26 protein-coding genes are annotated in these 26,738 nt (G+C 73.2%); 18 read left to right on the top strand and 8 right to left on the bottom strand.

The window, feature by feature from the left end; genetic code table 11:
* Window positions 1-2 precede the first annotated feature (2 nt).
* Both EIZ62_RS06525 and EIZ62_RS06530 read right to left on the bottom strand, forming a co-directional pair.
* On the bottom strand, window positions 3-500 hold the full coding sequence (locus EIZ62_RS06525) for an indole-3-glycerol phosphate synthase (RefSeq protein WP_156691772.1): 498 nt from the start codon (window positions 498-500) through the stop codon (window positions 3-5).
* Window positions 501-615: 115 nt separating this feature from the next.
* Window positions 616-1,377: a pyrimidine reductase family protein gene (locus tag EIZ62_RS06530; protein WP_208827795.1), complete on the bottom strand. Its 762-nt coding sequence runs from the start codon at window positions 1,375-1,377 to the stop codon at window positions 616-618.
* Between the two features lie 37 nt (window positions 1,378-1,414).
* On the opposite strand from EIZ62_RS06530, the gene zapE reads away from it, so the two are divergent.
* From zapE to EIZ62_RS06545, 3 genes are all read left to right on the top strand, one after another.
* Entirely contained in the window at window positions 1,415-2,485 is a 1,071-nt protein-coding gene (gene zapE / locus EIZ62_RS06535) for a cell division protein ZapE (RefSeq protein WP_156691774.1), read from the top strand.
* Between the two features lie 41 nt (window positions 2,486-2,526).
* Window positions 2,527-2,952 (top strand): OsmC family protein, encoded by a 426-nt coding sequence (locus EIZ62_RS06540; RefSeq protein ID WP_156691775.1) that lies wholly within the window; start codon window positions 2,527-2,529, stop codon window positions 2,950-2,952.
* A gap of 334 nt (window positions 2,953-3,286) precedes the next feature.
* Window positions 3,287-4,702 carry an alkaline phosphatase PhoX gene (locus tag EIZ62_RS06545; protein ID WP_156691776.1) on the top strand — a complete coding sequence of 472 codons (1,416 nt, stop codon included), beginning with the start codon at window positions 3,287-3,289 and terminating at the stop codon, window positions 4,700-4,702.
* 238 nt (window positions 4,703-4,940) lie between these two features.
* On the opposite strand, the gene EIZ62_RS06550 is transcribed toward EIZ62_RS06545, so the two are convergent.
* Window positions 4,941-6,167 carry a cytochrome P450 gene (locus tag EIZ62_RS06550; RefSeq protein WP_156691777.1) on the bottom strand — a complete coding sequence of 409 codons (1,227 nt, stop codon included), beginning with the start codon at window positions 6,165-6,167 and terminating at the stop codon, window positions 4,941-4,943.
* 127 nt (window positions 6,168-6,294) lie between these two features.
* On the opposite strand from EIZ62_RS06550, the gene EIZ62_RS06555 reads away from it, so the two are divergent.
* Window positions 6,295-7,179, top strand: a complete 885-nt coding sequence (locus EIZ62_RS06555) for a polysaccharide deacetylase family protein (protein ID WP_244375503.1) — start codon at window positions 6,295-6,297, stop codon at window positions 7,177-7,179.
* 62 nt (window positions 7,180-7,241) lie between these two features.
* A complete protein-coding gene (locus EIZ62_RS06560) occupies window positions 7,242-8,270 on the top strand; it encodes an aldo/keto reductase (protein ID WP_156691778.1) in 1,029 nt (342 codons plus the stop codon).
* Window positions 8,271-8,276: 6 nt separating this feature from the next.
* Here the strand turns inward: EIZ62_RS06560 and EIZ62_RS06565 are convergent, their stop codons facing one another.
* Window positions 8,277-8,459 (bottom strand): hypothetical protein, encoded by a 183-nt coding sequence (locus tag EIZ62_RS06565; protein WP_156691779.1) that lies wholly within the window; start codon window positions 8,457-8,459, stop codon window positions 8,277-8,279.
* 29 nt (window positions 8,460-8,488) lie between these two features.
* The gene (locus EIZ62_RS06570; RefSeq protein WP_156691780.1) at window positions 8,489-9,166 is read right to left on the bottom strand and encodes an AIM24 family protein; all 678 of its coding nucleotides are present in this window, start codon (window positions 9,164-9,166) and stop codon (window positions 8,489-8,491) included.
* On the opposite strand from EIZ62_RS06570, the gene EIZ62_RS06575 reads away from it, so the two are divergent.
* The 6 genes from EIZ62_RS06575 to EIZ62_RS06600 all read left to right on the top strand — a co-directional run bounded on the left by EIZ62_RS06575 (window position 9,135) and on the right by EIZ62_RS06600 (window position 14,242).
* Window positions 9,135-9,905, top strand: coding sequence for a peptidyl-tRNA hydrolase (locus EIZ62_RS06575; RefSeq protein ID WP_156691781.1), 771 nt, complete (start codon window positions 9,135-9,137; stop codon window positions 9,903-9,905). The genes EIZ62_RS06570 and EIZ62_RS06575 overlap by 32 nt on opposite strands.
* Before the next feature lie 65 nt (window positions 9,906-9,970).
* A complete protein-coding gene (locus EIZ62_RS06580; protein ID WP_208827797.1) occupies window positions 9,971-10,735 on the top strand; it encodes a DUF4142 domain-containing protein in 765 nt (254 codons plus the stop codon).
* 105 nt (window positions 10,736-10,840) lie between these two features.
* A complete protein-coding gene (locus EIZ62_RS06585) occupies window positions 10,841-12,154 on the top strand; it encodes an MbnB/TglH/ChrH family RiPP precursor modification enzyme (protein WP_156691782.1) in 1,314 nt (437 codons plus the stop codon).
* Window positions 12,151-13,158, top strand: a complete 1,008-nt coding sequence (locus tag EIZ62_RS06590) for a TIGR04222 domain-containing membrane protein (protein WP_244375507.1) — start codon at window positions 12,151-12,153, stop codon at window positions 13,156-13,158. Before EIZ62_RS06585 ends, EIZ62_RS06590 begins: the two co-directional genes overlap by 4 nt.
* 107 nt (window positions 13,159-13,265) lie before the next feature.
* The gene (locus EIZ62_RS06595) at window positions 13,266-13,436 is read left to right on the top strand and encodes a hypothetical protein (protein ID WP_156691784.1); all 171 of its coding nucleotides are present in this window, start codon (window positions 13,266-13,268) and stop codon (window positions 13,434-13,436) included.
* 44 nt (window positions 13,437-13,480) lie between these two features.
* Complete coding sequence (locus tag EIZ62_RS06600; RefSeq protein ID WP_156696245.1) at window positions 13,481-14,242, top strand: TIGR04222 domain-containing membrane protein; 762 nt, start codon at window positions 13,481-13,483, stop codon at window positions 14,240-14,242.
* Window positions 14,243-14,417: 175 nt separating this feature from the next.
* Here EIZ62_RS06600 and hemQ read toward each other — a convergent pair whose 3' ends face one another.
* The gene (gene hemQ / locus EIZ62_RS06605) at window positions 14,418-15,131 is read right to left on the bottom strand and encodes a hydrogen peroxide-dependent heme synthase (protein WP_156691785.1); all 714 of its coding nucleotides are present in this window, start codon (window positions 15,129-15,131) and stop codon (window positions 14,418-14,420) included.
* Window positions 15,132-15,135: 4 nt separating this feature from the next.
* Window positions 15,136-16,584 (bottom strand): protoporphyrinogen oxidase, encoded by a 1,449-nt coding sequence (gene hemG / locus EIZ62_RS06610; RefSeq protein ID WP_156691786.1) that lies wholly within the window; start codon window positions 16,582-16,584, stop codon window positions 15,136-15,138.
* An 87-nt stretch (window positions 16,585-16,671) separates the two neighbouring features.
* On the opposite strand from hemG, the gene EIZ62_RS06615 reads away from it, so the two are divergent.
* Complete coding sequence (locus EIZ62_RS06615) at window positions 16,672-18,069, top strand: FAD-dependent oxidoreductase (protein ID WP_156691787.1); 1,398 nt, start codon at window positions 16,672-16,674, stop codon at window positions 18,067-18,069.
* Between the two features lie 48 nt (window positions 18,070-18,117).
* A complete protein-coding gene (locus EIZ62_RS06620; protein WP_156691788.1) occupies window positions 18,118-18,807 on the top strand; it encodes a DUF6882 domain-containing protein in 690 nt (229 codons plus the stop codon).
* Between the two features lie 6 nt (window positions 18,808-18,813).
* Here EIZ62_RS06620 and hemE read toward each other — a convergent pair whose 3' ends face one another.
* Window positions 18,814-19,878, bottom strand: coding sequence for a uroporphyrinogen decarboxylase (hemE, locus tag EIZ62_RS06625; RefSeq protein ID WP_156691789.1), 1,065 nt, complete (start codon window positions 19,876-19,878; stop codon window positions 18,814-18,816).
* Window positions 19,879-19,969: 91 nt separating this feature from the next.
* Between hemE and EIZ62_RS06630 the strand changes: the two genes are divergently transcribed.
* From EIZ62_RS06630 to EIZ62_RS06650, 5 genes are all read left to right on the top strand, one after another.
* The gene (locus EIZ62_RS06630) at window positions 19,970-20,644 is read left to right on the top strand and encodes a DUF3000 domain-containing protein (protein ID WP_156691790.1); all 675 of its coding nucleotides are present in this window, start codon (window positions 19,970-19,972) and stop codon (window positions 20,642-20,644) included.
* 335 nt (window positions 20,645-20,979) lie between these two features.
* A complete protein-coding gene (locus tag EIZ62_RS06635) occupies window positions 20,980-21,645 on the top strand; it encodes a response regulator transcription factor (RefSeq protein WP_064068756.1) in 666 nt (221 codons plus the stop codon).
* Window positions 21,646-21,723: 78 nt separating this feature from the next.
* Window positions 21,724-23,019: a ribonuclease D gene (locus tag EIZ62_RS06640; RefSeq protein WP_156691791.1), complete on the top strand. Its 1,296-nt coding sequence runs from the start codon at window positions 21,724-21,726 to the stop codon at window positions 23,017-23,019.
* Between the two features lie 190 nt (window positions 23,020-23,209).
* Window positions 23,210-24,424 (top strand): thiolase family protein, encoded by a 1,215-nt coding sequence (locus EIZ62_RS06645; RefSeq protein WP_156691792.1) that lies wholly within the window; start codon window positions 23,210-23,212, stop codon window positions 24,422-24,424.
* A complete protein-coding gene (locus EIZ62_RS06650; protein ID WP_156691793.1) occupies window positions 24,421-26,550 on the top strand; it encodes a 3-hydroxyacyl-CoA dehydrogenase NAD-binding domain-containing protein in 2,130 nt (709 codons plus the stop codon). The genes EIZ62_RS06645 and EIZ62_RS06650 overlap by 4 nt, the downstream gene beginning before the upstream one ends.
* The last annotated feature ends 188 nt before the right edge of the window (window positions 26,551-26,738 follow it).

The raw sequence follows: 26,738 nt of genomic DNA on the forward strand, positions 1-26,738 counted from the left end.
GCCTATGCGGTGTCCGGCCGTGCGGTGTCCGGCTCGTCGTTGTGCGCGAAGAGCTTGAGCACCGGTACGCCGACCTTGTGCCGGGCCCGGGAGGCCCAGTCCCGGTGGAAGAACTCCTCGACGTAGTGCGGTTTGGTGAGCACGATCACCTCGTCGGCGCCGGCCTCGTCGACGACGGCCTTCAGCTTGTCCAGCGGGTGGTCCTCCACGACCTGGCCCACGGCCTCGCAGCCGGCGTCGCGCAGGGCGCGCAGGGAGTGCTCCAGGCCCTCTCCGGCCGGGAGTCTCGCGGCCTTGCCCTCGGGTTCCTCGCCCTCCTTGACGGCCTCCTTCAGCTCGCCGAGGGCGACGTCGTCGATGGCTCGCAGCAGGACGACCTGGTCGCCGCGCGGCTGCATCAGGACGATGAAGGACATCTGTTCGTCCGCGTGGAGGGTGGTGACGAACTCCACGTCCACGGACGACAGCGGTTTCTCGATCATCAGAACGCTTGTGAACACTTGGGAGCCCTTCTGCGGAAACCATCCTTCCCCGTGTCCGCACGGGGACTGCGAAAGTAAGTCTGCCCACCCGGAGCTAACCGGAACGGATAATTCCGATGATTGCCCGGACTGGTCAGGACCGCGTGTACCGGGTGAAGAGGAAGCCGTCCTCCTCCAGCAGGGACGTGAGGGCGAACCGCTCCGGGACCTTCAGCGACGGCCCGCCCGCGATCCGCTGGGCCTCCCCCGCGGTCAGCGTCGGCGACACCGTCAGGCACAGCTCGTCCAGTACGCCCGCCGCCACCAGCTGCCCCAGCAGACGCGGTCCGCCCTCCGTCAGCAGGCGGGTCAGCCCCCGCTCGGCCAGGGCGGCGAGGGCCCGGCGCGGCTCCACGCCGGGGCCGTCGCCCGCGACGATCACCCGGGCCCCGGCCGCCTCGGCCTCGCGGACCCGGTCCGGCGGCGCGCCCGCGCCGGTGAGCAGCAGCGTCGGGACGAGCGGCGCGGTGAACAGCGGGGCGGCGAAGTCCAGGTCCAGCGAGGCGCTGACCACCGCGATCGCGGGCGCGGGGCCCTGCCCGGCCGCCGCCCGCCGCTCGGCGAAGGCCTCACGCGCGCGTGCCGGGCGGTACCCCTCGAGGCGTACCGTTTCGGCGCCGACGATCACCACATCGGCCAGGCCCCGCAGGGTGCCGAAGATCCGCATGTCGGTGTCGGACGAGATGGGCTGGGAGCGCCCCTCGTGCTGGGCCGCCCCGTCCAGGGACGACACCATGTTGGCCCGCAGCCAGGGGCCCCGCTCGGGGTACGCGTAGGCCTCGGCCAGCCGGTCGAGGGACCACTCGCCCTCCGTGACGGGGACTGTCTGGTCGGTCACAGGGAACAGTCGTCGCATGTCGTGCAGTGTGGCACGGCGATTAGAGTGAGTAACCGTGTCGACCAGTGCCATAACCGAAGCGGCCCCGCTGTCCCTCTGCGCCCGCGAGCCGCACGTCCCGGCAGACCGTCTGGTCGCCGAGATGGTGCCGCCGCCGCGCTTCGACGCGGTCCGCTTCGACACGTACATCCCGGACCCGAACCAGCCGAGCCAGACGCAGGCGGTCGAGGTGCTCGCCTCGTTCGCGGCCGGGCTCGGCGGCGCCCACGCGACGGGCGCCGGACGGCGGCGCTGGTTCCAGAAGAAGCCGCCCGCGCCCGCCGCACCGCGCGGGGTGTACCTGGACGGCGGCTACGGCGTCGGCAAGACGCACCTGCTGGCCTCCCTGTGGCACGCCACGCCCGCCGAGCCGTCCCTGAAGGCGTTCGGCACCTTCGTGGAGCTGACCAACCTGGTCGGGGCGCTCGGCTTCCAGCAGACGGTGGCCACCCTGAGCGGGCACCGGCTGCTGTGCATCGACGAGTTCGAGCTGGACGACCCGGGCGACACCGTGCTGGTGTCGACGCTGCTGGGCAAGCTGGTCGACGCGGGCGTGGCCCTGGCCGCCACGTCCAACACGCTGCCGGGCAAGCTCGGCGAGGGCCGGTTCGCCGCCGCCGACTTCCTGCGCGAGATCCAGGGCCTGTCCGCGCACTTCCGGCCGCTGCGCATCGACGGCGAGGACTACCGCCACCGCGGCCTGCCCGAGGCCCCGGCGCCGTACGCGGACGAACAGGTGACCAGGGCGGCGCACGCCACGCCCGGCGCGTCGCTCGACGACTTCCCGAGCCTGCTCGCGCACCTGGCTCGGGTGCACCCGAGCCGGTACGGCGCGCTGACCGACGACCTGCGCGCGGTCTGCCTCACCGGCGTGACGCCCGTGCCGGACCAGTCGACCGCGCTGCGCCTGGTGGTGCTGGCCGACCGGCTGTACGACCGGGAGGTCCCGGTGCTCGCCTCGGGGCTGCCGTTCGACGAGCTGTTCAGTGACGAGATGCTGAACGGCGGGTACCGCAAGAAGTACTTCCGGGCGATCTCGCGGCTCACCGCGCTGGCGCGCGACGCGAAGGGGCTGGTGGCGCAGTAGGTTTGGGCCAGTCGGGTTTAGACCGTACGAAGGGAACCACCATGGCCACCACGCGTCAGGCGCACACCGTCTGGGAGGGCGACCTCCTCCAGGGCAAGGGCGTCGTGACCTTCGACTCCTCCGGCATCGGCGAGTACCCGGTGTCCTGGCCGGCGCGCGCCGAGCAGCCGAACGGCAAGACCAGCCCTGAGGAGCTGATCGCGGCCGCGCACTCCAGCTGCTTCAACATGGCGTTCTCCGGCGGCCTGGCGAAGGCCGGGAACCCGCCGACCCGCCTGAACACCAAGGCGGAGGTGACCTTCCAGCCGGGCACGGGCATCACCGGCATCCACCTCACCGTGGAGGGCGAGGTCCCGGGCATGGACGCGGAGAGCTTCGCCGCGGCCGCCGAGGACGCCAAGAAGAACTGCCCCGTCAGCCAGGCGCTCACCGGGACGACGATCACCCTCACCGCCAAGCTCGTCTAGGGCCTTTCGTTTGGATCAGGCTGGACCAGTGAGCGGGGTCTGGTGCGTGCAGATGCAAGGCGGAGGAGGGAGCCACTGCGGTGGGGGCACCTCCCGTGCCCGAAGGGCTACGGGGGACATTGGCGACCGACGACAACGCCGCAGATGTGCGTGCCAGGGCACGCGAGCCCAGCAAGATCCGAACGAACGGCCCTAAGGCTCCCGGTACACGGGACGGCGTGACCCGCATGGTTCACCTGGTTCACGTGCACCACACTGCGTGGTACACACATGCGGGTCACCTGTCCTCCCCCTCGGCCGCTCGCCCCGGGGGCCCTCAGCAGGGAGTTGTCGCGTGCCCGAAGCGTCCAAAGCCTCACAAGCGCCCGAAGCACCCGAAGTGTCCGACCGGCTGTCCGCAACTCGACGCCAGGTCCTGGCCCGCACCGGCGCGTCCGTCGCCGGGATCGCCTTCACCGGTGCCTTCTCCGAACTGTTCACCGGCACCGCCGCCGCCCGGGGCCACGCGGGATACGGCCCCCTCGTCGCCGACCCCGCCGGTCTGCTGGACCTGCCCCGGGGGTTCCGCTACAAGGTCCTCTCCCGCGAGGGCGACCCGCTCCGCTCCGGCGAGGGCAGGGTGCCCGGCAACCATGACGGCATGGGCGCCTTCGCCGGCCGGCGCGGGCGCGTCCACCTCGTGCGCAACCACGAGAACCGGGCCACCGCCGCCCGCGGCGTCCCCACCGCCCGTGGCCTGACCTACGACCCGGCGGCCAAGGGCGGCTGCACGGCGCTGGAGCTGGACGGCCGCGACAACGTCCTGGGCGAGCGCGTCGCCATCGCGGGCACCGCGGTCAACTGCTCGGGCGGGCTCACCCCCTGGGGCACCTGGCTCACCTGCGAGGAGACCGAGGACAGGGCCGGAACGAACGGCTACACCAAGGACCACGGCTTCGTCTTCGAGGTCCACCCGGCCGATCCGCTGCGTACCGGGGCCGTACCGCTGACCGCGATGGGCCGCTTCCAGCACGAGGCCGTCGCCGTCGACCCGCGCAGCGGGATCGTGTACGAGACCGAGGACGCCTTCGAGAAGCCGTTCGGGCTCTTCTACCGCTTCCTGCCGCGCAGGCCGCTCGGCGGCACCGGTTCGCTGCGGGCCGGCGGAGCGCTGGAGGCGATGCGCGTACCGGGCGTGCCGGACCTGTCGGCCGTCCAGGAGACGGGCACGGCGTTCGACGGCGTGGAGTGGGTGCCGGTGCCCGACAGCCAGGCGCGCGAGACGCCCATCCGGCATCAGGACTTCGGACCCCGGGGCATCACGCACGCCCAGAAGCTGGAGGGGTGCTACTGGGGCGGGCGGTCCGTCTACTTCGTCTCCAGCTTCGCGCGCGCCGCCGAGGGCTCGGCCGCCGACCACTACGGCCAGGTGTGGAGGTACGAGCCGCACCGGCGCCGGCTCACGCTGGTCGTCGTGTTCGGGCCGAGTAGCGACGTCCGGCTGCCGGGCGAGTCCCCCGACAACATCTGCCTGGCGCCCGGCGGCAACCTGATGGTGTGCGAGGACGGCAACGGCGCGCAGCACGTGTACGGGCTCACCAAGCGGGGCGAGGTGTACGCGATGGCGCGCGGCGCGCAGAACATCGGTACGCCGGAGGACCCGGAGTGGGGCGAGTTCGCGGGGGTCACGTTCTCGCCGGACGGCGGGACGATGTACGTCAACTGCTACACGCCGGGGACGACGTTCGCGGTGACCGGGCCCTGGGCCTAGGGCCTTTCGTTTGGATCAGGCTGGACCAGTGAGCGGGGTCTGGTGCGTGCAGATGCAAGGCGGAGGAGGGAGCCACTGCGGTGGGGGCACCTCCCGTGCCCGAAGGGCTACGGGGGACATTGGCGACCGACGACAACGCCGCAGATGTGCGTGCCAGGGCACGCGAGCCCAGCAAGATCCGAACGAAAGGCCCTGAGTCCGTGCGCCGGGTGCCGCGCGGTCACCGCGAACCGCGCGGTCACCAGGTGACGGGCAGGCCCTCCGGGCCGCGGATGAGCGTGCTGCGCCGCCAGGGCACCTCCTGGGGCGGGACGGCAAGGCCGAGGGTGGCCGGCAGGCGGTCCAGGAGGGTGTCGACGAGCAGCTCGGTCTGCATCCGCGCCAGCATGGCCCCCATGCAGTAGTGCGGCCCGTGCCCGAAGGCGACGTGCGGGTTGGGCGCGCGGTCGAGGTCGATGCGCTCGGGGTCGGGGAAGACGTCCGGGTCGCGGTTGGCGGCCAGGTAGGAGACGTAGACGGCGTCTCCCGCGCTGATCCGCACGCCGTGGAGCTCCACGTCCTCCTGGGCGATCCGGGCGAGCCCCACGGAGCTGCGGTGCGGGATGTAGCGCAGCAGTTCGTCGAGGGCACGCGGCCGGGCGGCCGGCTCGGTGCGCAGCCGCTCCAGGAGGGCCGGGCGGGTGAGCAGGAGGTAGAGCATCTGGCCGGTGTTGGCGGTGACCGCCTCCCCGCCGATCTGGAGCGGGCCGACGAGGCCGATCGCCTCCTCCTCGGTGATGTCGCCCCGGCCGACCGCGGCGCCCAGCAGGGAGATGACGTCCTCGTCCGTGCTGCCGTACCGCGACCGGATGGTCTCCGTGAACCAGCCGTACATGCCGTCCTTGGCCCGCGCGCTGGCCTCGGCGCCGCCCGAGGAGGAGACGATCTGCCGGGTCCAGGCGTGCATCCGCTCGCGGTCGGCGGCGGGCACGCCCATGACGTCGCAGACCACCGCGATGGGGAAGGGCTCCAGGACGCGGGCGACCAGGTCCGCGGGCGGACCGGCGTCGAGCAGGGCGTCCACCATGCCGTCCAGCGTGTCCTGGGCGTGCGAGCGCAGCCGTTCGACGCCGCGCAGGGTGAAGGCGGGCGCCACGGCGGCCCGCAGCCGGTTGTGGTCGGGCTGGTCGGCGAAGGCCAGTGAGCCCTTCTTGGGCTTGAAGTGGGGCGCGAGCCGGGTGACCTTGCCGTCGACGACGGGCGCGCGGGTGAAGCGCGGGTCGTTGGTGACCATCCGGACGTCCTCGTAGCGGGTCACCAGCCAGGCCCAGCCCTCGCCGTGGGGCAGCTGGATGCGGCTGACCGGTCCTTCCCGCATCAGCTCCGCGAGCACCGGGTCGAAATCCGTGCCGCTGATGTCCAGCGCGGGCCAGTGCCGCACGGGGGGCGGACCCAGTACGGGCCGTGTGGCGGTGTCCTCGATCATGCGTCCGTCCCTTCGACATGGGGTTTTCCCTCACGATCACCCGGGCGGGGCGGGACATCGCGCTGGACTACTCCGGACGGAAGCGCGAAGAGCACCCACCATTACGATCGTCGTATATTTTCCGCACGTGATCACTTTTGTACGGAATGTCTCCCTCGCGGTCGCCCTCTGCGCGGTCCTCGCCGGCTGCGGCGGTACGTCCGGCAGCGGTACGTCCGGCGGCGCACGGCCCGCCGCGCCGGAACGGCCGGCCGGGGCCGCGGCCCCCTCCCCCGCCGGGACGCCCCCGGCCATGGCACCCGGCCCCGGCGGGCTCACTCCCGTGTTCGCACGCGGGCCCGCGACGGCGGGCAAGACCGTGGCGCTCACCTTCGACGCCGACATGACGGCCGACCAGGGGCCCCGCGCGGCGCGCGGCGAGCGGTTCGACAACCCCGCCCTCATCGACACGCTGCGGCGCCTGAAGGTCGACGCGACCGTCTTCATGACCGGCCGCTGGGCCGAGGAGTACCCCGACCAGGCCAGGGCCATCGGCAACGACCCGCGCTTCGAGATCGCCAACCACTCCTACAGCCACCACGCCTTCAAGGCCCCCTGCTACGGGCTGCCCACCCTGGCTCGCCCCGACATGGCGGCCGACGTACGCCGCGCCTTCGACGCGTTCCGCACGGCCGGGGCGCGCAACGTCGTGCCGTACTTCCGCTTCCCCGGCGGCTGTCACGACGACGAGGCGCTGCGCGCCCTGGCCACCACCCGGGTGACCGCCGTCCAGTGGGACGTGGTCGGCGGCGACGCGTTCGCCACGGACGCCGACGCGGTCGCCGAACAGGTCCTCGCGGGCGTGACACCGGGCTCGCTGGTGGTCCTGCACTGCACCCGCAGCGCCGCCCCCGTCACCGAGCGGGCGATCCGCCGCATCGTGCCCGAGCTGCGCGAGCGCGGCTACCGCTTCGTCAAGGTCTCGGAGCTGATGGCCACCACCGGGCGCGACCCCCGGGCGGACTTGCGCTGAAGTGCGCTCCAGGTCCTAGCGTCGGTGCACCGGAATGACCAAGGACGACGAGGGGACACACCGTGCGCTACACACTGCTCGGCCGCACCGGGCTGCGGGTCAGCGAGCTGGCGCTGGGCGCCATGACCATGGGCCACGACGCCGGCGGTGACGTGAACCGCCGCATCCTCGACGCGTACGCGGACGCGGGCGGCAACGTCGTCGACACGGCCGACGTCTACGGGGGCGGCGCCTCCGAGGAGGTCGTGGGCACGCTCCTCCAGGGCCGCCGGGACCGGTTCGTACTGGCCTCCAAGTACACCTGCGCGACCCACCCGGGCGATGTGAACTCCGGCGGCAACCACCGCAAGAACCTGGTCCAGTCGGTGGAGGCCAGCCTGCGCCGGCTGCGCACCGACCGCCTCGACGTGCTGTGGGTGCACGCGCGCGACGCGTACACCCCGGTCGAGGAGGTCATGCGCGCCCTGGACGATCTCGTACGCGCCGGAAAGGTGCTCTACCTCGGCGTGTCCGACTGGGCCGCCTGGGAGATCGCCCGGGCGAACACCCTCGCCGAGCTGCGCGGCTGGACGAGCTTCGCCGGCTCGCAGCTGCGCTACAACCTGCTGGACCGGACCCCCGAGCGCGAGCTGCTCCCCCAGGCCCGCGGCTTCGGTCAGACGGTCTTCGCCTGGGCCCCGCTCGCCGCCGGGAAGCTCACCGGCAAGTACCGCCTCGGCGAGACGGGCCGCCTCGCCGACGGGGCGCGGGAGGACGAGCGGGAGCACGCGATCATCACCACCGTGCTGGACATCGCCGGACAGGGTGGCTGGAGCCCGGCCCAGGTCGCCCTGGCCTGGCTGCGCACCCGGCCGGACGGCATCGTCCCCCTCATCGGCGCCTCCCGGCCGGACCAGCTCGCCGACAACCTCGGGTGCCTGGGCGTGGAGCTGGACGCGGACGCCGTCGAGCGGCTCGACCGGGTCAGCGCGGTCTCGCTCGGATTCCCGCACGACTTCCTGCGCGAGCCCGGCATCGTGCGCAACGTGTACGGCGACCGGCACGCCGAGATCGACGGCACCGACGACCGGCGCACCGGCCGCACGGGGTGACCGGAGTCAGCCGGAGCAGGCGGCGCGCTCGGCCTCCCGCCACTCGCAGACCGGACACAGGGTGATGCCCCTGGTCGACTCCGGGTACTCGGTCGGCTCCTGGCACTGGACACACGCGGCGTACGGCGGCCCGCCCCGGGACTCCCCGGCGGCGGGTGCCGTCTCCTCGTACACATCGGGATCGTCCATGTGTACGAGCCTACGCGTCCCGTCCCGCGTCAGCCCTGCTTCGCCTTCTCGGGCGTCAGCTCGCTGGGCCGGACGATCACGAAGCCCTCGCCCTGGAGCATCAGCTGCACGGCCTCGCCGGACCCGCCGCGGATCATCGAACCGAGGGACTGCGAGCGGGACAGCGAGGTGTTCAGCTGGGCGCTCCAGCCGACCACGGCGTCGGTGTCGACGTACACCGGCTGGTTGGTGGTGACCGGGATGACGACCGGGTTGCCGTCGCAGATGACGGCGAGCTTGCCGTGCCCGGAGAAGAGGCTGTTGAACAGGCCACCCCCGGTCATCCCGGCGCCCTTCACGGTCTTGATCTCGTACGAGAGGGTCGCGTCGAAGCACAGGACGTTGCGGCCGTTGACGGTGAGCGCGTCACCCTGCTCGATGTCGACGATGAAGCAGTTCTGCGCCTCGTGCGCGAACCACGCCTCCCCCTGGCCCCGGACGGCCATCAGCGGCAGGCCCTCGCCGGTGACGGCCCGCTTGAGCATGCCGCCCAGGCCCTGGCCCTTGCGCTCGAACTGGAGGTTGCCCCGGTAGGCGATCATCGATCCCTGCCGGGCGTGCATCTCGCCGTTGACGGCGTACTTGACCGACTTCGCGTTCTGGAGGGTCATCCCGGGGACCGTCGCCTGCTGCGCCATGTTCTCGGACGCGAAAAGATCGCTTTTCATGCGGGCATGGTGTCCCGGAACCGCCCGTTCTGCCAAGAACGGGGTCCGAAGCGCCTGGCAGACTGGCCGGGTGAGCAGCAACGACGCACCCCAGTACGTCCTCCCCCTCGTCGTCCGCGTCGAGAAGACCGAGCCGCCCGAGCGCACCGACGCGCTGGAGACCGCCGCGCGGGCGGTGCTGGTGATGCTGTCCGACGACCGGTCGCTCGGCGACGGGGAGTGGGCCGGGGCCGTGCGCGCCTGGCAGGACGCACGGATCCGCAAGGTGGTGCGCAGGGCGCGCGGCGCGGAGTGGCGCAAGGCCTCGCAGCTCCCGGGCATCACGGTCACCGGCGCCACGGCCGAGGTGCGGGTCTTCCCGCCCGTGCCCCTGGACGGCTGGCCCAAGGAGCTGGCCAAGCTCCAGGTGTCGGGCACGGAACTGGACGACACCGGCGAACTGCCCGACGTGCGCCCCGGGCAGGCGCTGCTGTGGCTCAACCCGGACCTGCACATGTCGACCGGCAAGGAGATGGCCCAGGTCGGTCACGGCGCCCAGCTGCTGTGGTGGGCGATGACGGACGAGGACCGCGAGGCCTGGCGGGACGCCGGCTTCCCGCTCGCGGTGCGCACCGTTCACCCCGACCGGTGGGCCGAACTGACCACGAGCGGGCTGCCGTTGGTGCGGGACGCGGGTTTCACGGAGATCGCCCCCGGGTCGTCCACCGTGGTCTCCGACTTCCCGGTCAAGGGCGACTGAACGTTCCGTTCCATGTATACGTACCTCCCAGTACTGCCATCAGTTCGGGAGGCACCACCTTGTTGTTGCGACGCATCAACGGCACGGCACTCATCATCGCGGCCCTCGTCGTCACGGTCGGGGCGCTCGCGTTCCCGGTCTGGTCGTACGCCGACCGCTCCGGCACCGGCCAGGCCAATCTCAACGCCTCGACCGTGGCCACCCAGTGGGGCCCGCTGTCGGCGACGGACCGTGACTTCCTGGTGAAGGTCCGGCTGGCGGGCCTGTGGGAACTGCCCGCCGGCCAGCAGGCGATCGAGCGGGCGCCCAGCCAGGCGATCAAGGACGCCGGCGACCACCTCGTCGTGGGCCACTCCGACCTGGACCAGCGCGCCCGGGACGTGGCGGCGAAGCTGGGCGTGGAGCTGCCCAACCAGCCGTCCGAGCAGCAGCAGGGCTGGCTGCGCGAGCTGTCGGCGGCCAGCGGCGAGGAGTACGAGCGCAAGTTCGCCAACCTGCTGCGCAACGCGCACGGCAAGGTCTTCGCGCTGGTCGCCCAGGTCCGGCACACGACCCGCAACGCGCTGATACGGCAGCTGGCGAGCGACGCCAACCAGACGGTGCTGGACCACATCACGATGCTGGAGGCGACCGGGAAGGTCGACTTCGACGCGATCGCCAACGAGGCGGCGGGGAACGCGACCGCGAGCCCGTCCGGCCCGCCGGCCCCCAACGGCAACCTGCCGCCGGCGCCGTCGCCGGCGGTGCCGACCGGGAACGACCAGTCGTTCACGTCCCGGCCCTCGACGCAGCCCGGCCCGCCGACGGCCATCAACACGACCCGCCCGTGATGACCGGTCCGTAACCTCAAATCAAGCTCTGAACTGCGGTTCCTTCGTTTCGCGCCGCCGCCTGCGGGGCCATTACCCTTCCGACCGACGCAGGAGGAGGGGGACATGAGGGAACTGGGTACCGGCATCGGCTGGCGTCCGGAGATCGCGGACGCGGTGGAAGCGCTGGACGGGGTGGACTGGGTGGAGGTGGTCGCGGAGAACGTCTGCGCCGGCCACCTCCCCGACTCTCTCGTGCGGCTGCGCGAGCGGGGCGTGACGGTCGTCCCGCACGGCGTGTCGCTGGGCCTGGGCGGCGCGGACCGGCCGGACGCGGAGCGGCTCGCGGAGCTGGCGGCGAAGGCCACGGCCCTGGGGGCGCCGCTGGTCACGGAGCACATCGCGTTCGTCCGGGCCGGGGGCCCGCTGACCGCCTCCCCCGCCCTGGAGGCGGGCCACCTGCTGCCGGTCCCGCGCACCCGGGACGCCCTGGACGTGCTGTGCGAGAACGTCCGCATCGCCCAGGACGCGCTCCCGGTGCCGCTGGCGCTGGAGAACATCGCCGCGCTGTTCTCCTGGCCGGGCGAGGAGCTGACGGAGGGGCAGTTCCTCGCCGAGCTGGTGGAGCGCACGGGCGTCCGCCTCCTGATCGACGTGGCGAACCTGCACACCAACCACGTCAACCGGGGCGAGGACCCGGCGAAGGCGCTGGCGGAGCTGCCGGTGGAGGCGATCGCGTACGTCCACGTGGCGGGTGGCGTCGAACGGGACGGCGTCTGGCACGACACCCACGCCCACCCGGTCCCGCCCGCGGTCCTGGACGTCCTGTCGGACCTCGCCTCCCGGGTCAGCCCGCCGGGCGTGCTGCTGGAACGGGACGACGACTTCCCGCCGCCAAAGGAGCTGGCGGGCGAACTCGCCACCATCCGCGCGACGGTGGCGGCCGCTGCCGTGGCGGGTGCGCCGACCCGTGCCCGGGGTACGCGAACCGCCGCCGGCGGCACCGGCCCGGATGCCGGGGCCGGGGCGCGGGAGCGGCTGGGGATCGCGCAGGCCGCGCTGCTGTCGGCGCTGGTGGCCGGGACGCCCGCGCCCGAGGGGTTCGACCACGCGCGGCTGCGGGTGCAGAGCCGGGCGCTGGCCGGCAAGCGGGCCGGCGTGGTCGCCAGGCTGGCGCCCGAGCTGCCGGAGATCCTCGGCGACGGCTACCGGCACGCGTTCCTCGCGTACGCCGCGGCCCACCCCCTGCGCGGCGGCTACCGGCGGGACGCGCTGGACTTCGCGGAGCACCTGCTGATAGCCGGGCGACCCGACGACCCCGGAGCCCGCCAAAGGCTCACCGCCTGGTGGCAGGACCGTGCCGGGGCGCGTCCGCCCGGCAGGGCGACCCGGCTGGTGCGCGCCGCCCGTGCCGCGTTCGTGGGGAGGCGGGCCGCGTGAACGTCCTCGTCATCCTCGTCTACATCGCCGTCGTCGTCTCGTCGGCCCTCCTCATCAGGGGCGTGGCCGCCTCGCGGCGCGGGCCGGGCGGTTCCGTCCACTACCGGGTGGAGGCCGCGTTCCTGGGCGGCGGCCCCGCCCGGGTCGTCGACTCCGCGCTCGCCTCGCTGCAGGGCAACGGGCGGGTGACCGTCGGCGGACCGGGCATCGTGCACGTGGTCCGCGCGGTGGGCGACGACCCGGTCGAGCGCGCCGTGCTGCACGAGCTGTCCGCCGCGCCCAGCGGTGCGCTGCACGTGGTGCGGCTGGCCGCGATGCGCAACCCGGCGGTCCAGGAGATCGGCGACCGGCTCGCCGCGCGCGGGCTCATCGTGCCGCGTTCGGCCGGACGCACCTGGCGCCGGTGGAGCGCCGCGCAGGCGATCGGCTGCTTCGTGCTCTTCCCCGTGTCGATCCTGGTGACCGTGGCCGAGTTCGCCGCCGCCGACCTCGGTGACACCCCGTTCCCGTTCGTGGTCACCGTCCTGCCCGCCGTGCTCCCCGGCCTGGTGATCGCGATGATCTGCGGAGCCGTCGCGAGCAGGCGGCTGACCGGCGCGGGCCGCCGCGCCCTCGCCGCGTACCGCAGGGCGGAGGGGCACCGGACCGGGCCGGGAGACCTGGTGGCGCTGAACGGGCTGGGCGCGCTGCCCGACCCGGTGTTCCAGGAGCAACTGGTCGCCGCCGCCCGGATGTACGGCGGACGGAGGCGCCGTGGTGTGGGCGCGTCGACCACGGCACGGGAGCGGGACGACCTGTTCTCCGGTGTCACGGTCGCGGTGTGGTGCGCCAGCGCCGAGACGGGCGGCTCCAGTTGCGGCGGAGGCTGCGGAGGCGGCGGCGGAGGCGGCTCCGCGTGCAGCGGCGGGTCGAGCTGCGGAAGCGGTGGGGGCGGCGGCGGGTCGAGCTGCGGTGGCGGTGGCGGGTCCAGCTGCGGGGGCGGCGGAGGCGGAGGCGGCGACTGACGGCGTCCGACCGTCCAACGTACTACTGTGGCAGAAGAGTTGAGGGCAGGCCCGGCAACCTTCCGCCGGGTCGCCGCGCCTCCCGCTAGCGTGCGGCGCACCATGCGATGCTGCGGCAGGAGCACGGCGCCCTCTTCTCCGCCGCCGCCGAGATCCGCGCCACCACCGGCGACACCCTCGTCCGGGCGCTCGCCGACGACGTCGTGCGCCTCCTCCTGCGGGACCTGAACGCCCTGGAGGCGATCACGACGAGCGGTCACCGTACGTCCACATCGTGAAAACCCCGTGGCGCCGCACCCCCCGCCTCGCGTACAACTCCGGCATGTTCTGGGTCCCCTTCCTGCTGGTGACGTGGGCCGCGGCGGCCATCAGCTGTGCGCGGCTGTGCCTGGCCGCCGTCGAGGCCGCGCGGCCGGTGCCCGCCACCACGCACGGCGAGCCCGAACTGAGCCTGTACGAGGCCGCGTTCCTGGCCGGCGGCCCCCAGCGGGTGACCGACCTGGCGCTGGTGGTGATGCACCGGCGGCGACGGCTGTGGCTGGCGCACACCGGCTGGGCGACGGTGGTGGACCCGGAGGGCGCGGACGACCTGGAGCGGTCCGTGATCGGGGCGATAGGGCCCGGGGGCCAGTCGCGGATAGCGGCGGTACGCGCCACGGCGTCGGCCGCCGACGCGGTACGGGCGCTCGCCGACCGGCTGGTCACGGCGGGGCTGGCCGTCCCGGACGCGGCCAGGTCGGGCATCGTCGCCGCGCTGCGGGCCGTACGGGGCGCGGCCGTCCTGACCGTGGTCCTCGCGGCGGCCACCGTCGTGCTGCTGCCGGCCGAACACGCCCCGGACGCCCGGGGGATGGCCTGGTTCGCCCTCCCGCTGGTCCTCACCCTCGGGTGCCTGGTGATCGCGCGCGTCGAGGTCCACCCGTACACCCGCTGGGCCTCCCCGGCCGGGCAGAGCCTGCTGGCGAAGATGGGCACGGCGGGCACGCGCGACCCGCTCGCCGCCCTCGCCATCGGCGGGCTCAAGGCGCTCGACGACCCGGAGCTGCGGGCGGCTCTCTCGCCGGGGCGGCCGGGCGACCGGTGAAAAGACGCGGGTGCGGCGCGCTGTGCACGCGCCGCACCCGGAGCCGGACCCGGTGTCGCTGGAGCGGCGGGCGCGGGGCGCCGCCGTCTGATCTTCCGGGTCGGTGGGTGACGTACGGGCGGCCGGTCGTGACACCGCCGCGCCCGCCGTCACCAGGTCGGTCAGGTCGAGGCCGTCAGGCGAGACCCGCGACCAGATCCGCGACCGACTTGCGCCGGCCGGTGTAGAACGGGACCTCTTCCCGGACGTGCATCCGGGCCTCGGAGGCGCGCAGGTGACGCATCAGGTCCACGATCCGGTACAGCTCGTCCGCCTCGAACGCGAGGATCCACTCGTAGTCGCCGAGGGAGAACGAGGCGACCGTGTTGGCGCGCACGTCGGGGTAGCCGCGGGCCATCTTGCCGTGGTCGGCGAGCATCCGGCGCCGGTCCTCGTCGGGCAGCAGGTACCAGTCGTAGGAGCGCACGAAGGGGTACACCGAGACGTAGTCGCGCGGGGTCTCGTCGGCGAGGAAAGCCGGGATGTGCGACCGGTTGAACTCGGCGGGGCGGTGCAGCGCCATGTTCGACCACACCGGCTCCAGCGCACGGCCGAGCCGGGTGCGGCGGAAGAGGTTGTACGCCTCCTGGAGCGCGTCCGAGGTCTCGGCGTGCCACCAGATCATCAGGTCGGCGTCGGCGCGCAGACCGGAGACGTCGTACGTGCCACGGACGGTGACGTCCTTGCCGGCGAGCTGGTCGAACAGCTCCTGCACCTCGTCGGCGTACCCGGCCCGGTCCTCGGGCAGGACGTCGCGCAGCTTGAACACGGACCACAGGGTGTAGCGGATGACCTCGTTGAGGTCCTTCGCCTTCTTACCGGCGTTCGGGATCTTTTCGGGCGCACTCATAGGGCTATTCTCGCTCGTCACTCAGGGTGCCTTGCGCCAGGGTCGGCGTGGCGAGGATCTCGTCCGCCGCACGGCGGGCACTGGCGACGCAGGCGGGGATGCCGACGCCGTCGTACACGGCTCCGCACACGCGCAGCGCGGGCAGCTTGGCGACGGCGTCACGGACGCGGGCGACGCGGGCGAGGTGGCCGACGGGGTACTGCGGCAGGCCGCCGATCCAGCGGGTGACCTCGGTGGCGACGGGCCGGGCGGCCAGCCCGGTGGCGGCGGCGAGGTCGGTGAGGGACACGGACACGAGTTCGGCGTCCTCCCGGTGCAGGTGCTCCTCCTCGCCGTACCGGCCGACGGAGGTGCGCAGGACGACGAGGTCGCCGGAGCCCTCGCCGGTCCACTTCCACTTCTGGGACGAGAAGGTGGACGCCTTGATGGTGCGGCCGTCGACGGGCGGGACGAGGAAGCCGGAGCCCTCGGGCAGCGCGCCGGCCACGTCCGCCCGCCGGAAGGCGAGGGTGACCAGCGCCATGGAGGCGTACTCGACGGCGGCCAGTTCGGCGGCGGCGGACGGGGACTCGGCGGCGAGCAACTCGGAGGCGGACCAGGCGGGGGTCGCGACGACCACGGCGTCGGCGTGGCGGACCAGGTCGCCGGTGCGGACGTCCCAGCCGCCCCGGGCCGAGCGGGTCAGGCCGTGGACGGGCGTGTCGGTGAGGACCTCGCCGCCCTGCGCGGTGATCGCGTCGGCGACCGCCCCGGGCAGGGTGCCGATGCCGCCGGCGATGCCCATGAACGCGGGCCCGGTCTGTGCCTGCGCGCCGCGCTGGAGGGCGCGTACCGCCTCGGTGAGGGTGCCGTGGGCGCGGGCGGCCTCGAAGAGCTTGGGCACGGCGGCGCGCATCGAGATCGCGTACGCGTCACCCGCGTACACCCCGCCGAGGAGCGGTTCGACGAGCCGGTCGACGACCTCGCGGCCCAGGCGGTCGGCGACGAACCGGCCGACGGCGACGTCGTCGCCGAGGGCGGTGGCGTCGGCGGGGGGCAGGTCCCGCTCGTGCTCGATGCGGGCGAGGCCCTCGGCGGTCAGCAGCCCGGCGAGGGCGGTCGCGTCGCCGGGGACGCCCATGACGTGGCCCTTGGGCATCGGGCGGAGCGCCCCCCGGGTCCAGACGGCGGCGCTGGTGGTGGCGGGCGGCTGGAGGCGGTCGCCGAGGCCGACGGCGCGGGCCAGGTCGACCGCCTCGGGGCGGCGGGCCAGCATCGACTCGGCGCCGAGGTCGACGGGCACGCCGGCGATCTCGCCCGCCCGGAGCTTGCCGCCGAGGGTGGTGGTGGCCTCCAGCAGGGTCACCCGCCGCCCGGCGGTGGCCAGCCGGTGGGCGGCGGCGAGGCCCGCGATGCCGCCGCCGATGACGACGATGTGGCCGCGCTCGTGTGGGGCGCCTGTGTCCGCGTTCATGGCTCCACTCTCTCAAACGCCGTTCCCCGTCCCCGTGGTGGCCGGTCCGACGGCCGTGACGGGAGCGCGGGACGTAGCGTGTCCCGCATGGGACAGCTGGGACGAGAAAGACTGCTGATCATCGGTGGGGACGCGGCGGGGATGTCCGCCGCGTCGCAGGCGCGCCGCCTGAAGGGGCCCGACGAGCTGGAGATCGTCGCGTTCGAGCGGGGGAACTTCACCTCGTACTCGGCGTGCGGCATCCCGTACTGGGTCGGGGGCGACGTCGACGGACCGGACCGGCTCATCGCCCGTACGCCGGAGGCGCACCGCGAACGCGGCATCGACCTGCGGCTGCGGACGGAGGTGACCGAACTCGACCCGGACCGGGGCCGGGTGCGCGTCCGGGACGCGGAGTCGGGCGCCGAGTCGTGGGAGGGCTACGACAAGCTGGTCGTCGCGACGGGTGCCCGCCCGGTGCGGCCCCCGCTGCCGGGCATCGACGCGGCGGGCGTGCACGGGGTGCAGACGCTGGACGACGGCCGGGCGCTCATCGACACGCTGACCGGACTGAACGGCACGCCGGGGCGGCGCGCGGTGGTGGTGGGCGCCGGGTACATCGGTGTGGAGATGGCGGAGGCGCTCCTCAACCGGGGCTACGAGGTGACCCTCCTCAACCGGGGCGAGCAGCCGATGTCGACGCTCGACCCCGACATGGGGCGGCTGGTGCGCGAGGCGATGGACGGCCTCGGCATCACCACGGTCGCCGGTGCGGAGGTCACCAAGATCCTCACCGGTGAGGACGGCCGGGTGCGGGCGGTGGCGACGGAGGACGCCGAGTACCCGGCGGACGTCGTCGTGCTGGGCCTCGGCGTGGCGCCGGAGACGACGCTGGCGCGACAGGCCGGGCTGCCGCTGGGCGAGTACGGCGGGCTGCTCACCGACCTGTCGATGCGGGTGCGGGGCCGGGAGGACATCTGGGCGGGCGGTGACTGCGTGGAGGTGCTGGACCTGGTCTCGGGCCGTGAGCGGCACATCCCGCTGGGCACGCACGCCAACAAGCACGGTCAGGTCATCGGGTCGAACGTGGCGGGCGGTTACGGCACGTTCCCGGGTGTTGTCGGTACGGCGGTCAGCAAGGTCTGTTCGCTGGAGATCGCCCGTACCGGCCTGCGCGAGAAGGACGCGCACGCGGTCGGCCTGCGGTTCGTGACGGTGACGGTCGAGTCGACGAGCCGGGCCGGGTACTACCCCGGGGCGGCGCCGATGACGGTGAAGATGCTCGCCGAACTGCGCACCGGCCGGCTGCTGGGCTGCCAGATCGTGGGCCGCGAGGGCGCGGCGAAGCGGGTGGACATCGCGGCGGTGGCGCTGACGGCGGGCATGACGGTGGAGCAGGTCACGGCCCTGGACCTGGGGTACGCCCCGCCCTTCTCCCCGGTCTGGGACCCGGTGCAGGCGGCGGCCCGCAAGGCGGTGGCGGCGGTGCGGAAGGCGGGCGCGTAGCACCGGGAGCGGCGCCGGGTGTCAGGGGCGGGGCTTAGGGTCGGCGTCATGATCACTTCTTTCAGCGACGCCTTCGTCCGTGCCACCGAGCCCCATGCCGCCTGGGCCTGGGAGCAGCTCGAGGCGTTCACCGCCTTCATGCCGTCCGGCCCCTGGACCGCGGACCTCGGCGCGTGCCTGTACCGGCAGGGCGGCCGGGATCTGCGGATCTCCATACTCGGGACGTTCGACGAGTCCGACGGCTCGTGGCTGTGGGGCTGGGCCAACCCCGGTTTCGGGGACGCGCCCGTGGTGGGCGCCTCGGCGGAGGTGCGCCGGCGCGGTGCGCGGGCCGGGGTGCCGGAGTTCACCGAGGAGGGCGTGGACCTCTCCGGCTTCGCCGACACCCGCATGGCGGTGGAGCACCTGGCGTTCGGCGCCATGGGAGTGCTGGGCGCCGCCGGATACCTGGGCGTGGAGGCCGCGCCGGGCACCCGGCTGTACCTGGTCCCGGACGACCCGTCGGTGCCGCGTACCGCCCCGGACGCGATCACTCTGCCGAGGGTGTTGCTGACCGGCGCGGGCGTGACCGCCGGCGCGGCGCCGCGCGCGGTGGTGGAGGGCTACTTCGCCCACCACGGCCTGCCGCAGCGCCCGTCGCCCGCCGCGATCGGCGCCGACCTGCCGAACGGCTCCCCGGTGACGGTGGCGTTCGACGAGGCCGGGCGGATCGCGTCGGTGAACGTCACCGCCGTGTAGGGACCGTCAGCGGGCGGTGTTCGTGTGGACGTACTCCACGAGGCGGGTGAGGGCGTCCGGGTCGGTGGTCGGCAGGACGCCGTGGCCGAGGTTGAAGACGTGGCCCTCCAGGCCTGCGGCGGAGTCGAGGACCTCGCGGGTCTTCGTCTCGACCGCCTCGGTGCCGGCGAAGAGGACGGCCGGGTCGAGGTTGCCCTGGAGCGCCTTGCCGGGGCCGACGCGGCGGGCCGCCTCGTCCAGCGGGACGCGCCAGTCGACGCCGACCACGTCGGCGCCCGCCTCGCCCATGAGGCCGAGGAGTTCGCCGGTGCCGACACCGAAGTGGATGCGCGGTACGCCGTACTCCTCGACCGCGCGGAACACCTTCGCGGACGCGGGCATCACCGAGCGGCGGTAGTCGGCGGGAGCGAGCGCGCCGACCCACGAGTCGAAGAGCTGCACCGCCGAGGCGCCGGCCTCGATCTGCACCTTCAGGAAGGCGGCGGTGATGTCGGCGAGCCGGTCCAGCAGGTCGGCCCACAGCTCCGGGTCGCCGTGCATGAGGGCCTTGGTGTGCTCGTGATTGCGGGACGGTCCGCCCTCGACAAGGTAGCTCGCGAGGGTGAAGGGCGCGCCGGCGAAGCCGATGAGCGGTGTGGCGCCCAGCTCGCCGGTGAGCATGCCGATGGCCTCGGTGACGTACCGGACGTCGTCGGGGGTGAGGGTCCGCAGCCGGTCCAGGTCCGCGCGGGTGCGGATCGGCTCGGCGACAACGGGTCCGACGCCCGGCTTGATGTCGAGGTCGACGCCGATGGCCTTGAGCGGCACCACGATGTCGCTGAAGAAGATCGCGGCGTCGACCTTGTGGCGCCGCACCGGCTGCAGCGTGATCTCGGTGACCAGCTCGGGCCGCATGCACGACTCCAGCATGGGGATGCCTTCGCGCACCTTCAGGTACTCCGGCAGCGACCGTCCCGCCTGCCGCATGAACCACACCGGCGTGTGGGGCACGGGCTCGCGCCTGCACGCCTTCAGGAACGCGGAGTCGTAGGTCTTCGTCTGCTGGCCCGAGGGGCGGTCAATGGCACTCACGCCCCGAATCTTCGCATGTGTGGCCAAGCGGCTCGCATGGTGAGGGTGTCCCTCCCTGCGCGAGGCCGTCCTTCCGCCTACTCTTCCCCGCATGGCTGCGGCTCAGGGACAGTTCTCCGATCACTCCGACGACGCCGAAGGAAAGAACGACAGGGAGGGTACGTCCGTCCCGCCCGCCTTCCGGCTGGCGGTGGAAGGGCTGCGCGGGGCGCGGCTGCGGCCGGAGATCGAGGTGGATCCGTCCCGCCCGCCCCAGCGGCTGGCCCCCTACGCGTACGCCCTGGAGGCGGCGGTCGTCGAGGACGACGAGGACCTCGCGGACGGCCGCCTGGTGCTGCTGCACGACCCGGCCGGTCACGACGCCTGGCAGGGCACCTTCCGTCTGGTGACGCTGGTCCGCGCCGAGCTGGAGCCCGAGATGGCGGCCGACCCGCTGCTGCCGGAGGTGTCCTGGTCGTGGCTGACGGGGGCGCTGGAGGCGCGCGGCCTGTCGTACGAGGAGGCTTCGGGCACGGTCACCCGTGCGGGGTCTCACTACTTCGGTGGACTCGCGGAGCGCCGCCCGGCGACGCAGATCGAGATCCGGGCGTCGTGGACGCCGCGCGAGGGCCACGGCGGGGTGCCGGACACGGCGGCGCACCTCGCCGCCTGGTGTGACCTGCTCTGCCAGATCGGTGGCCTCCCGCCCTCCGCGCCGGGCCCGCTGGAGCCGGGCGCCGCGGCGGTGGTCTCCCTCCCCCAGCGCCGCGGCCCGCAACACCCGTAGGGCGCCGCCCTCCGGAGGCTCCGGCGCCCGACCGCACCACCGGCGTGAGCCCATAGGCTGCGGGCACCGGCGGCGCGCCCACACCGCACTCCCGGCAGCGTCCGAACCGGCGCGCGGGGGCGTGTCCTGACGGACGGCGGGCGCCCCGCGTGGGACGGGGCGCTCGTAGGATGATCGATCGCCTGTCCGAATTGCCCCAATTGTTACTCACTAAATCGTGATCTTCCCCTAAAGGCGGGCGCCCGGGCTGCCGAAGAGGTCTGTGACCCTTCAAACACGGTTCGCCCGGCTTCTTCCCCGAGCCGGCTGTGTGCCGCACCTTCCCAGGAGGCCTGGTGTCCGTTCTCCTCGAGCAGCCCGCAAGCCTGGTCGCCTACCGCCCGAACAAGCCGACGGCCATGGTCGTCGTGGCCGACCCGCGCGTCCGCTCCACCGTCACCCGCCACCTGTGGGCGCTCGGAGTGCGTGACGTCATCGAGGCGTCGTCCATCGCGGAGGCTCGTCCCCGCGTCGGCAGCCCGCGCGACATCTGCGTTGCCGACGTCCACCTGCCCGATGGCTCCGGGCTCACCCTGCTGTCCGAGACCCGTGCGGCGGGCTGGCCCAACGGGCTCGCCCTCTCGGCCGCCGACGACATCGGTGCGGTGCGCAACGCGCTGGCCGGCGGCGTCAAGGGTTACGTCGTCACCGGTACGCGCACGAACATCGGCCACCCGACCCGCCCCGGCGCCGCCCCCATCGGCGCCGCGGCGGCCCGGCTCGGCCACCGCCGCCCCCCGGGTGCCCCGAGCCACCCGGGCGGCTACCGGGAGCTCTCCGGCCGCGAGGTCGAAGTGCTCAGACTGGTCGCCGAGGGTCAGTCGAACAAGGCCATCGGCGTGTCGATGGGCCTGTCCGCGCTGACCGTCAAGAGCCACCTCGCCCGCATCGCCCGCAAGCTGGGCACCGGCGACCGGGCCGGAATGGTCGCCGTGGCACTTCGTACGGGAATCATCCACTGACCGGTTCACACCACCCCCGCGCCCGTCGACGGAACGTTCCGTCGACGGGCGCCCGCCGTTCACGGATACCCTTGACAGGTGACCGACGCCCAAGAGACCGCAGCAGAGACAGCACTGCGAACCACCGGGGGCGGCCCTCCGGACGACGGCGTCGCAGACGGCGTGGTCGAAGAGACGCCCATTCCCCTGCTGGAGCCCCGTGAGGGGATCCCGCCCGTCGTGGCCGACGAGCATGCCCTCGCCGAGGTGATCGCCGCCTTCGCGGGCGGCACCGGCCCCGTCGCCGTCGACGCCGAGCGCGCGTCGGGCTACCGCTACGGCCAGCGGGCCTACCTGGTGCAGCTGCGCCGGGAGGGCGCGGGCAGCGCGCTGATCGACCCGGTCGGCTGCCCCGACCTGTCCGGCCTCGGCGAGGCCCTGGCCGGCGCGGAGTGGATCCTGCACGCCGCGACCCAGGACCTGCCGTGCCTGCGCGAAATAGGCATGGTGCCCACCCGCCTGTTCGACACGGAGCTGGCCGGCCGCCTCGCCGGGTTCCCCCGGGTCGGCCTCGGCGCGATGGTCGAGTCGGTGCTGGGGTTCGCCCTGGAGAAGGGCCACTCCGCGGTGGACTGGTCCACCCGCCCGCTGCCCGAGCCCTGGCTCCGGTACGCCGCGCTGGACGTCGAGCTGCTCGTCGACCTGCGTGACGCGCTGGAGAAGGAGCTGGACCGGCAGGGCAAGCTGGACTGGGCGCACCAGGAGTTCGACGCCATCGCCTCCGCCCCGCCGCCCCCGCCCCGCAAGGACCCCTGGCGCCGGACGTCCGGCATGCACAAGGTGCGCCGGCGCCGTCAGATGGCGGTCGTCCGGGAGCTGTGGACCGCGCGCGACCGGATCGCCCAGCGGCGTGACGTGTCGCCCGGCAAGGTCCTCAGCGACGCCGCGATCGTCGAGGCGGCCCTGGCGCTGCCGGCCAATGTGCACGCGCTGACCGCCCTGCCCGGGTTCGGGCACCGCATGGGGCGCCGCCAGCTGGAGCAGTGGCAGGCGGCGGTGGACCGCGCGAAGGCGCTGCCCGACGCCGAGCTGCCGCAGCCCGGCCAGCAGGTGCAGGGGCCGCCCCCGCCGCGCGCCTGGGCGGACAAGGACCCGGCGGCCGCGGCGCGGCTGTCCGCCGCCCGTGCGGCCGTGTCCGCGCTGGCCGAGGCGCTGAACCTGCCCCCCGAGAACCTGATCACGCCGGACACGGTGCGCCGGGTGTGCTGGGAGCCGCCCGCCGAGATCACCGCCGAATCGGTGGCGGGCGCGCTCGCCGGGTACGGGGCGCGGTCCTGGCAGGTCGAGCAGGTCACACCGGTGCTGGTCGGTGCGCTGAGCGCCTCGAAGGCGTAAGAGCGGCAGTGAAGGGTGCCCCCTCCGTCGGAGGGGGCACCCTTCTTCCGTGGCCACGCGGTGTGACGTTCAACGCTCCGGGCGGGGGGACTGTGCAGTCTGGTTACCCGTAAGTAGCATGGGGCGTGCAAGCGCGCGCTTAGCCGCGTGCCCGCAGCAGTGCCATCCCGCACCCTGGAGGAGAGCCATCGTGCCTCGTACCGTCAGGGACGTCGTCTTCGTCGACGGCGTCCGCACCCCGTTCGGCAAGGCGGGCCCGAAGGGCATCTACCACGAGACCCGCGCCGACGATCTCGTCGTGAAGGCCATCCGGGAGCTGCTGCGCCGCAACCCCGGCCTGGACCCCGCGCGGATCGACGAGGTCGCCATCGCCGCGACCACCCAGATCGGTGACCAGGGCCTGACCATCGGCCGTACCGCCGGCATCCTGGCGGGCCTGCCGCAGTCGGTGCCCGGCTACTCGATCGACCGCATGTGCGCGGGCGCCCTGACCGCCGTGACCTCGGTCGCCGGTTCGATCGCCTTCGGCGCGTACGACGCCGTCATCGCCGGTGGTGTCGAGCACATGGGCCGCCACCCCATGGGCGAGGGCGTCGACCCGAACCCCCGTTTCGTCAGCGAGAAGCTGGTCGACGAGTCCGCCCTGTTCATGGGCATGACCGCCGAGAACCTGCACGACCGCTACCCGCACATCACCAAGCAGCGCGCCGACGAGTACGCCGTGCGCTCCCAGGAGAAGGCCGCCAAGGCGTACGCCAACGGCAAGATCCAGGCCGACCTGGTGCCGATCTCGGTGCGCCGCACCAACGCCGAGGCGGGCGAGACGGGCTGGGGCCTGGTCACCGCCGACGAGCCGATGCGCCCGGGCACAACCCTGGAGTCGCTGGCCGGCCTGAAGACGCCGTTCCGCGTCCACGGCAACGTCACCGCCGGTAACGCCGCGGGCCTCAACGACGGCGCCACCGCGTCGATCATCGCGTCCGAGGACTTCGCCCGCGAGAACGACCTCCCGGTCAAGATGCGCCTCGTGTCGTACGCCTTCGCCGGCGTCGAGCCCGAGGTCATGGGTTACGGCCCGATCCCGGCCACCGAGAAGGCCCTCGCCAAGGCCGGCCTGTCGATCGAGGACATCAACCTCTTCGAGATCAACGAGGCCTTCGCCGTCCAGGTGCTGGCCTTCCTGGACCACTACGGCATCGCCGACGACGACGCGCGCGTCAACCAGTACGGCGGTGCCATCGCCTTCGGCCACCCGCTCGCCTCCTCCGGCGTGCGTCTGATGACGCAGCTGGCGCGGCAGTTCGAGGAGCAGCCGGAGGTCCGTTACGGCCTCACCACCATGTGCGTCGGCTTCGGCATGGGCGCGACGGTCATCTGGGAAAACCCCCACTGGGAGGGCAAGTGAGCACCACCGCTGAGCTTTTGAAGGGTGCGGCCGAGCTGTTCCCGGACGAGGTCGTCACCAGCGCCCACGTACGCCACTTCGACCTGCCCTTCGGGGCGGGCCGGTTCGCGCTGATCACGCTGGACAACGGCTTCGACCACACCAAGCCGACCACCTTCGGCCCGCAGTCGCTGGCGAACCTGAACACCGCCATCGACCAGGTCGAGAAGGAGGCGGCCGAGGGCACCATCGTCGGCGTCGGCCTCACCGGCAAGCCGTTCATCTTCGCCGTCGGCGCCGACCTCAAGGGCGTCGAGCTGCTGAAGCGCCACGAGGACGCGCTGGCCATCGGCAAGGGCGGCCACGACGTCTTCAAGCGGCTGTCGTCGCTGGGCGTGCCGACCTTCGCGTACTACAACGGCGCGGCCATGGGCGGCGGTGTCGAGGCCGGTCTGCACTGCACCTACCGCACCGTGTCGGCGGCCCTGCCGGCGTTCTCGCTGCCCGAGGTGTTCCTCGGTCTGGTTCCCGGCTGGGGCGGCTGCGCCATCCTGCCGAACCTCATCGGCGCGGACCGTGCGGTCTCGGTGATCATCGAGAACTCGCTCAACCAGAACAAGCAGCTCAAGGGCAAGCAGGTCTACGAGCTCGGGATCGCCGACGCGATCTTCGAGGGCGCGGACTTCCTGGAGCAGTCCCTGCTGTGGACCGCCTCCGTCCTCAAGGGTGAGATCGTCGTCGAGCGCGCCGAGATCGACCGCGGCGAGGCGTGGGACGCGGCCGTCGCCAAGGGCCGCTTCATCGCGGACTCCAAGGTGCACGGCGCGGCCCCGGCCGCGTACCGCGCCCTGGACATCATCGAGGCGGCCAAGGACGGGGACCTCCAGAAGGGCTTCGATGCCGAGGACACCGCGCTGGCCGACCTGATCATGGGCGGCGAGCTGCGCTCCGGCATCTACGCCTTCAACCTGGTCCAGAAGCGCGCCAAGCGCCCGGCGGGTGCCCCGGACAAGAGCCTGGCCCGTCCGGTCACCAAGGTGGGCGTCGTCGGCGCCGGTCTGATGGCCTCCCAGCTCGCGCTGCTCTTCCTGCGCCGCCTGGAGGTGCCGGTCGTCCTGACCGACATCGACCAGGAGCGCGTCGACAAGGGCGTGGGCTACGTCCACGGCGAGATCGAGAAGCTGCTCGGCAAGGGCCGCATCAACCAGGACAAGGCCAACCGCCTCAAGGGCCTGGTCTCGGGCGTCCTGGACAAGGCCGAGGGCTTCGCTGACGCGGACTTCATCATCGAGGCCGTGTTCGAGGAGATGTCGGTCAAGCAGAAGGTGTTCGCGGAGGTCGAGGCGGTCGCCCCGGCGCACGCGATCCTCGCCACCAACACCTCCTCGCTGTCGGTGTCGGAGATGGCCTCCAAGCTCCAGCACCCGGAGCGCGTGGTCGGCTTCCACTTCTTCAACCCGGTCGCGATCCTCCCGCTGCTGGAGATCGTCCGCGGCGAGCAGACCGACGACGCCTCCCTCGCCACCGCCTTCGGCGTGGCGAAGAAGCTGAAGAAGACCGCGGTCCTCACCAAGGACGCCCCGGCGTTCGTCGTGAACCGCATCCTCACCCGCTTCATGGGCGAGATCCAGAACGTCATCGACGAGGGCACGCCGGTCGAGACCGCGGAGAAGGCCATCGAGCCGCTCGGTCTGCCGATGTCCCCGCTGGTGCTGCTGGAGCTGGTCGGCCCGGCGATCGGTCTGCACGTCTCGGAGACCCTGAACCGCGCCTTCCCGGACCGCTTCACGGTCTCCCCGAACCTCGCCGCCGTCGTCAAGGCGGGCAAGCGCGGCTTCTACGTCTACGACTCGGGCAAGCCCGAGCTGGACCCCGAGGTCGCGGCGCTGCTGAAGCAGGGCGACACCGTCCTGACGGAGCAGCAGGTGCGGGACCGCGTCCTGGACGCGGTGGCGCAGGAGATCGGCCTCATGCTGGACGAGGGCGTCGTCGCCGAGGCCCAGGACATCGACCTGTGCCTCATCACGGGCGCCGGCTGGCCCTTCCACCTGGGCGGCATCACGCCGTACCTGGACCGCGAGGGCGTCTCGGAGCGCGTGAACGGCAAGCGCTTCCTGGCGCAGGGCGTGGCGAGCGTCCCGGCGTAACCGCCGAAGGCGACGGGCCGCGGGGGATGTCCCCCTGCGGCCCGTCGGCCGTTTCCGGGGCCGTGCCCCCACTCACCGGCCCGCAGTCGGCGACGCGCCGGGGTGGGGCCGTGCAGGGTCGCCCCCGCAGGGGACCGGCGGCGTTACCGGGGCTCCCATCCCCGTGACCCGAGGCCGCCGGCCCCGAG

The organism is Streptomyces ficellus, assembly GCF_009739905.1.
Lineage (GTDB): Bacteria > Actinomycetota > Actinomycetes > Streptomycetales > Streptomycetaceae > Streptomyces > Streptomyces ficellus_A.

Bases quoted from the DNA above. Each gene is read 5' to 3' on its own strand.
- EIZ62_RS06530 (WP_208827795.1), bottom strand. From the start codon at position 1,377: ATGCGACGACTGTTCCCTGTGACCGACCAGACAGTCCCCGTCACGGAG.
- EIZ62_RS06540 (WP_156691775.1), top strand. From the start codon at position 2,527: ATGGCCACCACGCGTCAGGCGCACACCGTCTGGGAGGGCGACCTCCTC.
- EIZ62_RS06550 (WP_156691777.1), bottom strand. From the start codon at position 6,167: ATGATCGAGGACACCGCCACACGGCCCGTACTGGGTCCGCCCCCCGTG.
- EIZ62_RS06565 (WP_156691779.1), bottom strand. From the start codon at position 8,459: ATGGACGATCCCGATGTGTACGAGGAGACGGCACCCGCCGCCGGGGAG.
- EIZ62_RS06575 (WP_156691781.1), top strand. From the start codon at position 9,135: ATGTTCTCGGACGCGAAAAGATCGCTTTTCATGCGGGCATGGTGTCCC.
- EIZ62_RS06570 (WP_156691780.1), bottom strand. From the start codon at position 9,166: ATGAAAAGCGATCTTTTCGCGTCCGAGAACATGGCGCAGCAGGCGACG.
- EIZ62_RS06585 (WP_156691782.1), top strand. From the start codon at position 10,841: ATGAGGGAACTGGGTACCGGCATCGGCTGGCGTCCGGAGATCGCGGAC.
- EIZ62_RS06595 (WP_156691784.1), top strand. From the start codon at position 13,266: ATGCTGCGGCAGGAGCACGGCGCCCTCTTCTCCGCCGCCGCCGAGATC.
- EIZ62_RS06600 (WP_156696245.1), top strand. From the start codon at position 13,481: ATGTTCTGGGTCCCCTTCCTGCTGGTGACGTGGGCCGCGGCGGCCATC.
- hemQ (WP_156691785.1), bottom strand. From the start codon at position 15,131: ATGAGTGCGCCCGAAAAGATCCCGAACGCCGGTAAGAAGGCGAAGGAC.
- hemG (WP_156691786.1), bottom strand. From the start codon at position 16,584: ATGAACGCGGACACAGGCGCCCCACACGAGCGCGGCCACATCGTCGTC.
- EIZ62_RS06615 (WP_156691787.1), top strand. From the start codon at position 16,672: ATGGGACAGCTGGGACGAGAAAGACTGCTGATCATCGGTGGGGACGCG.
- EIZ62_RS06620 (WP_156691788.1), top strand. From the start codon at position 18,118: ATGATCACTTCTTTCAGCGACGCCTTCGTCCGTGCCACCGAGCCCCAT.
- EIZ62_RS06630 (WP_156691790.1), top strand. From the start codon at position 19,970: ATGGCTGCGGCTCAGGGACAGTTCTCCGATCACTCCGACGACGCCGAA.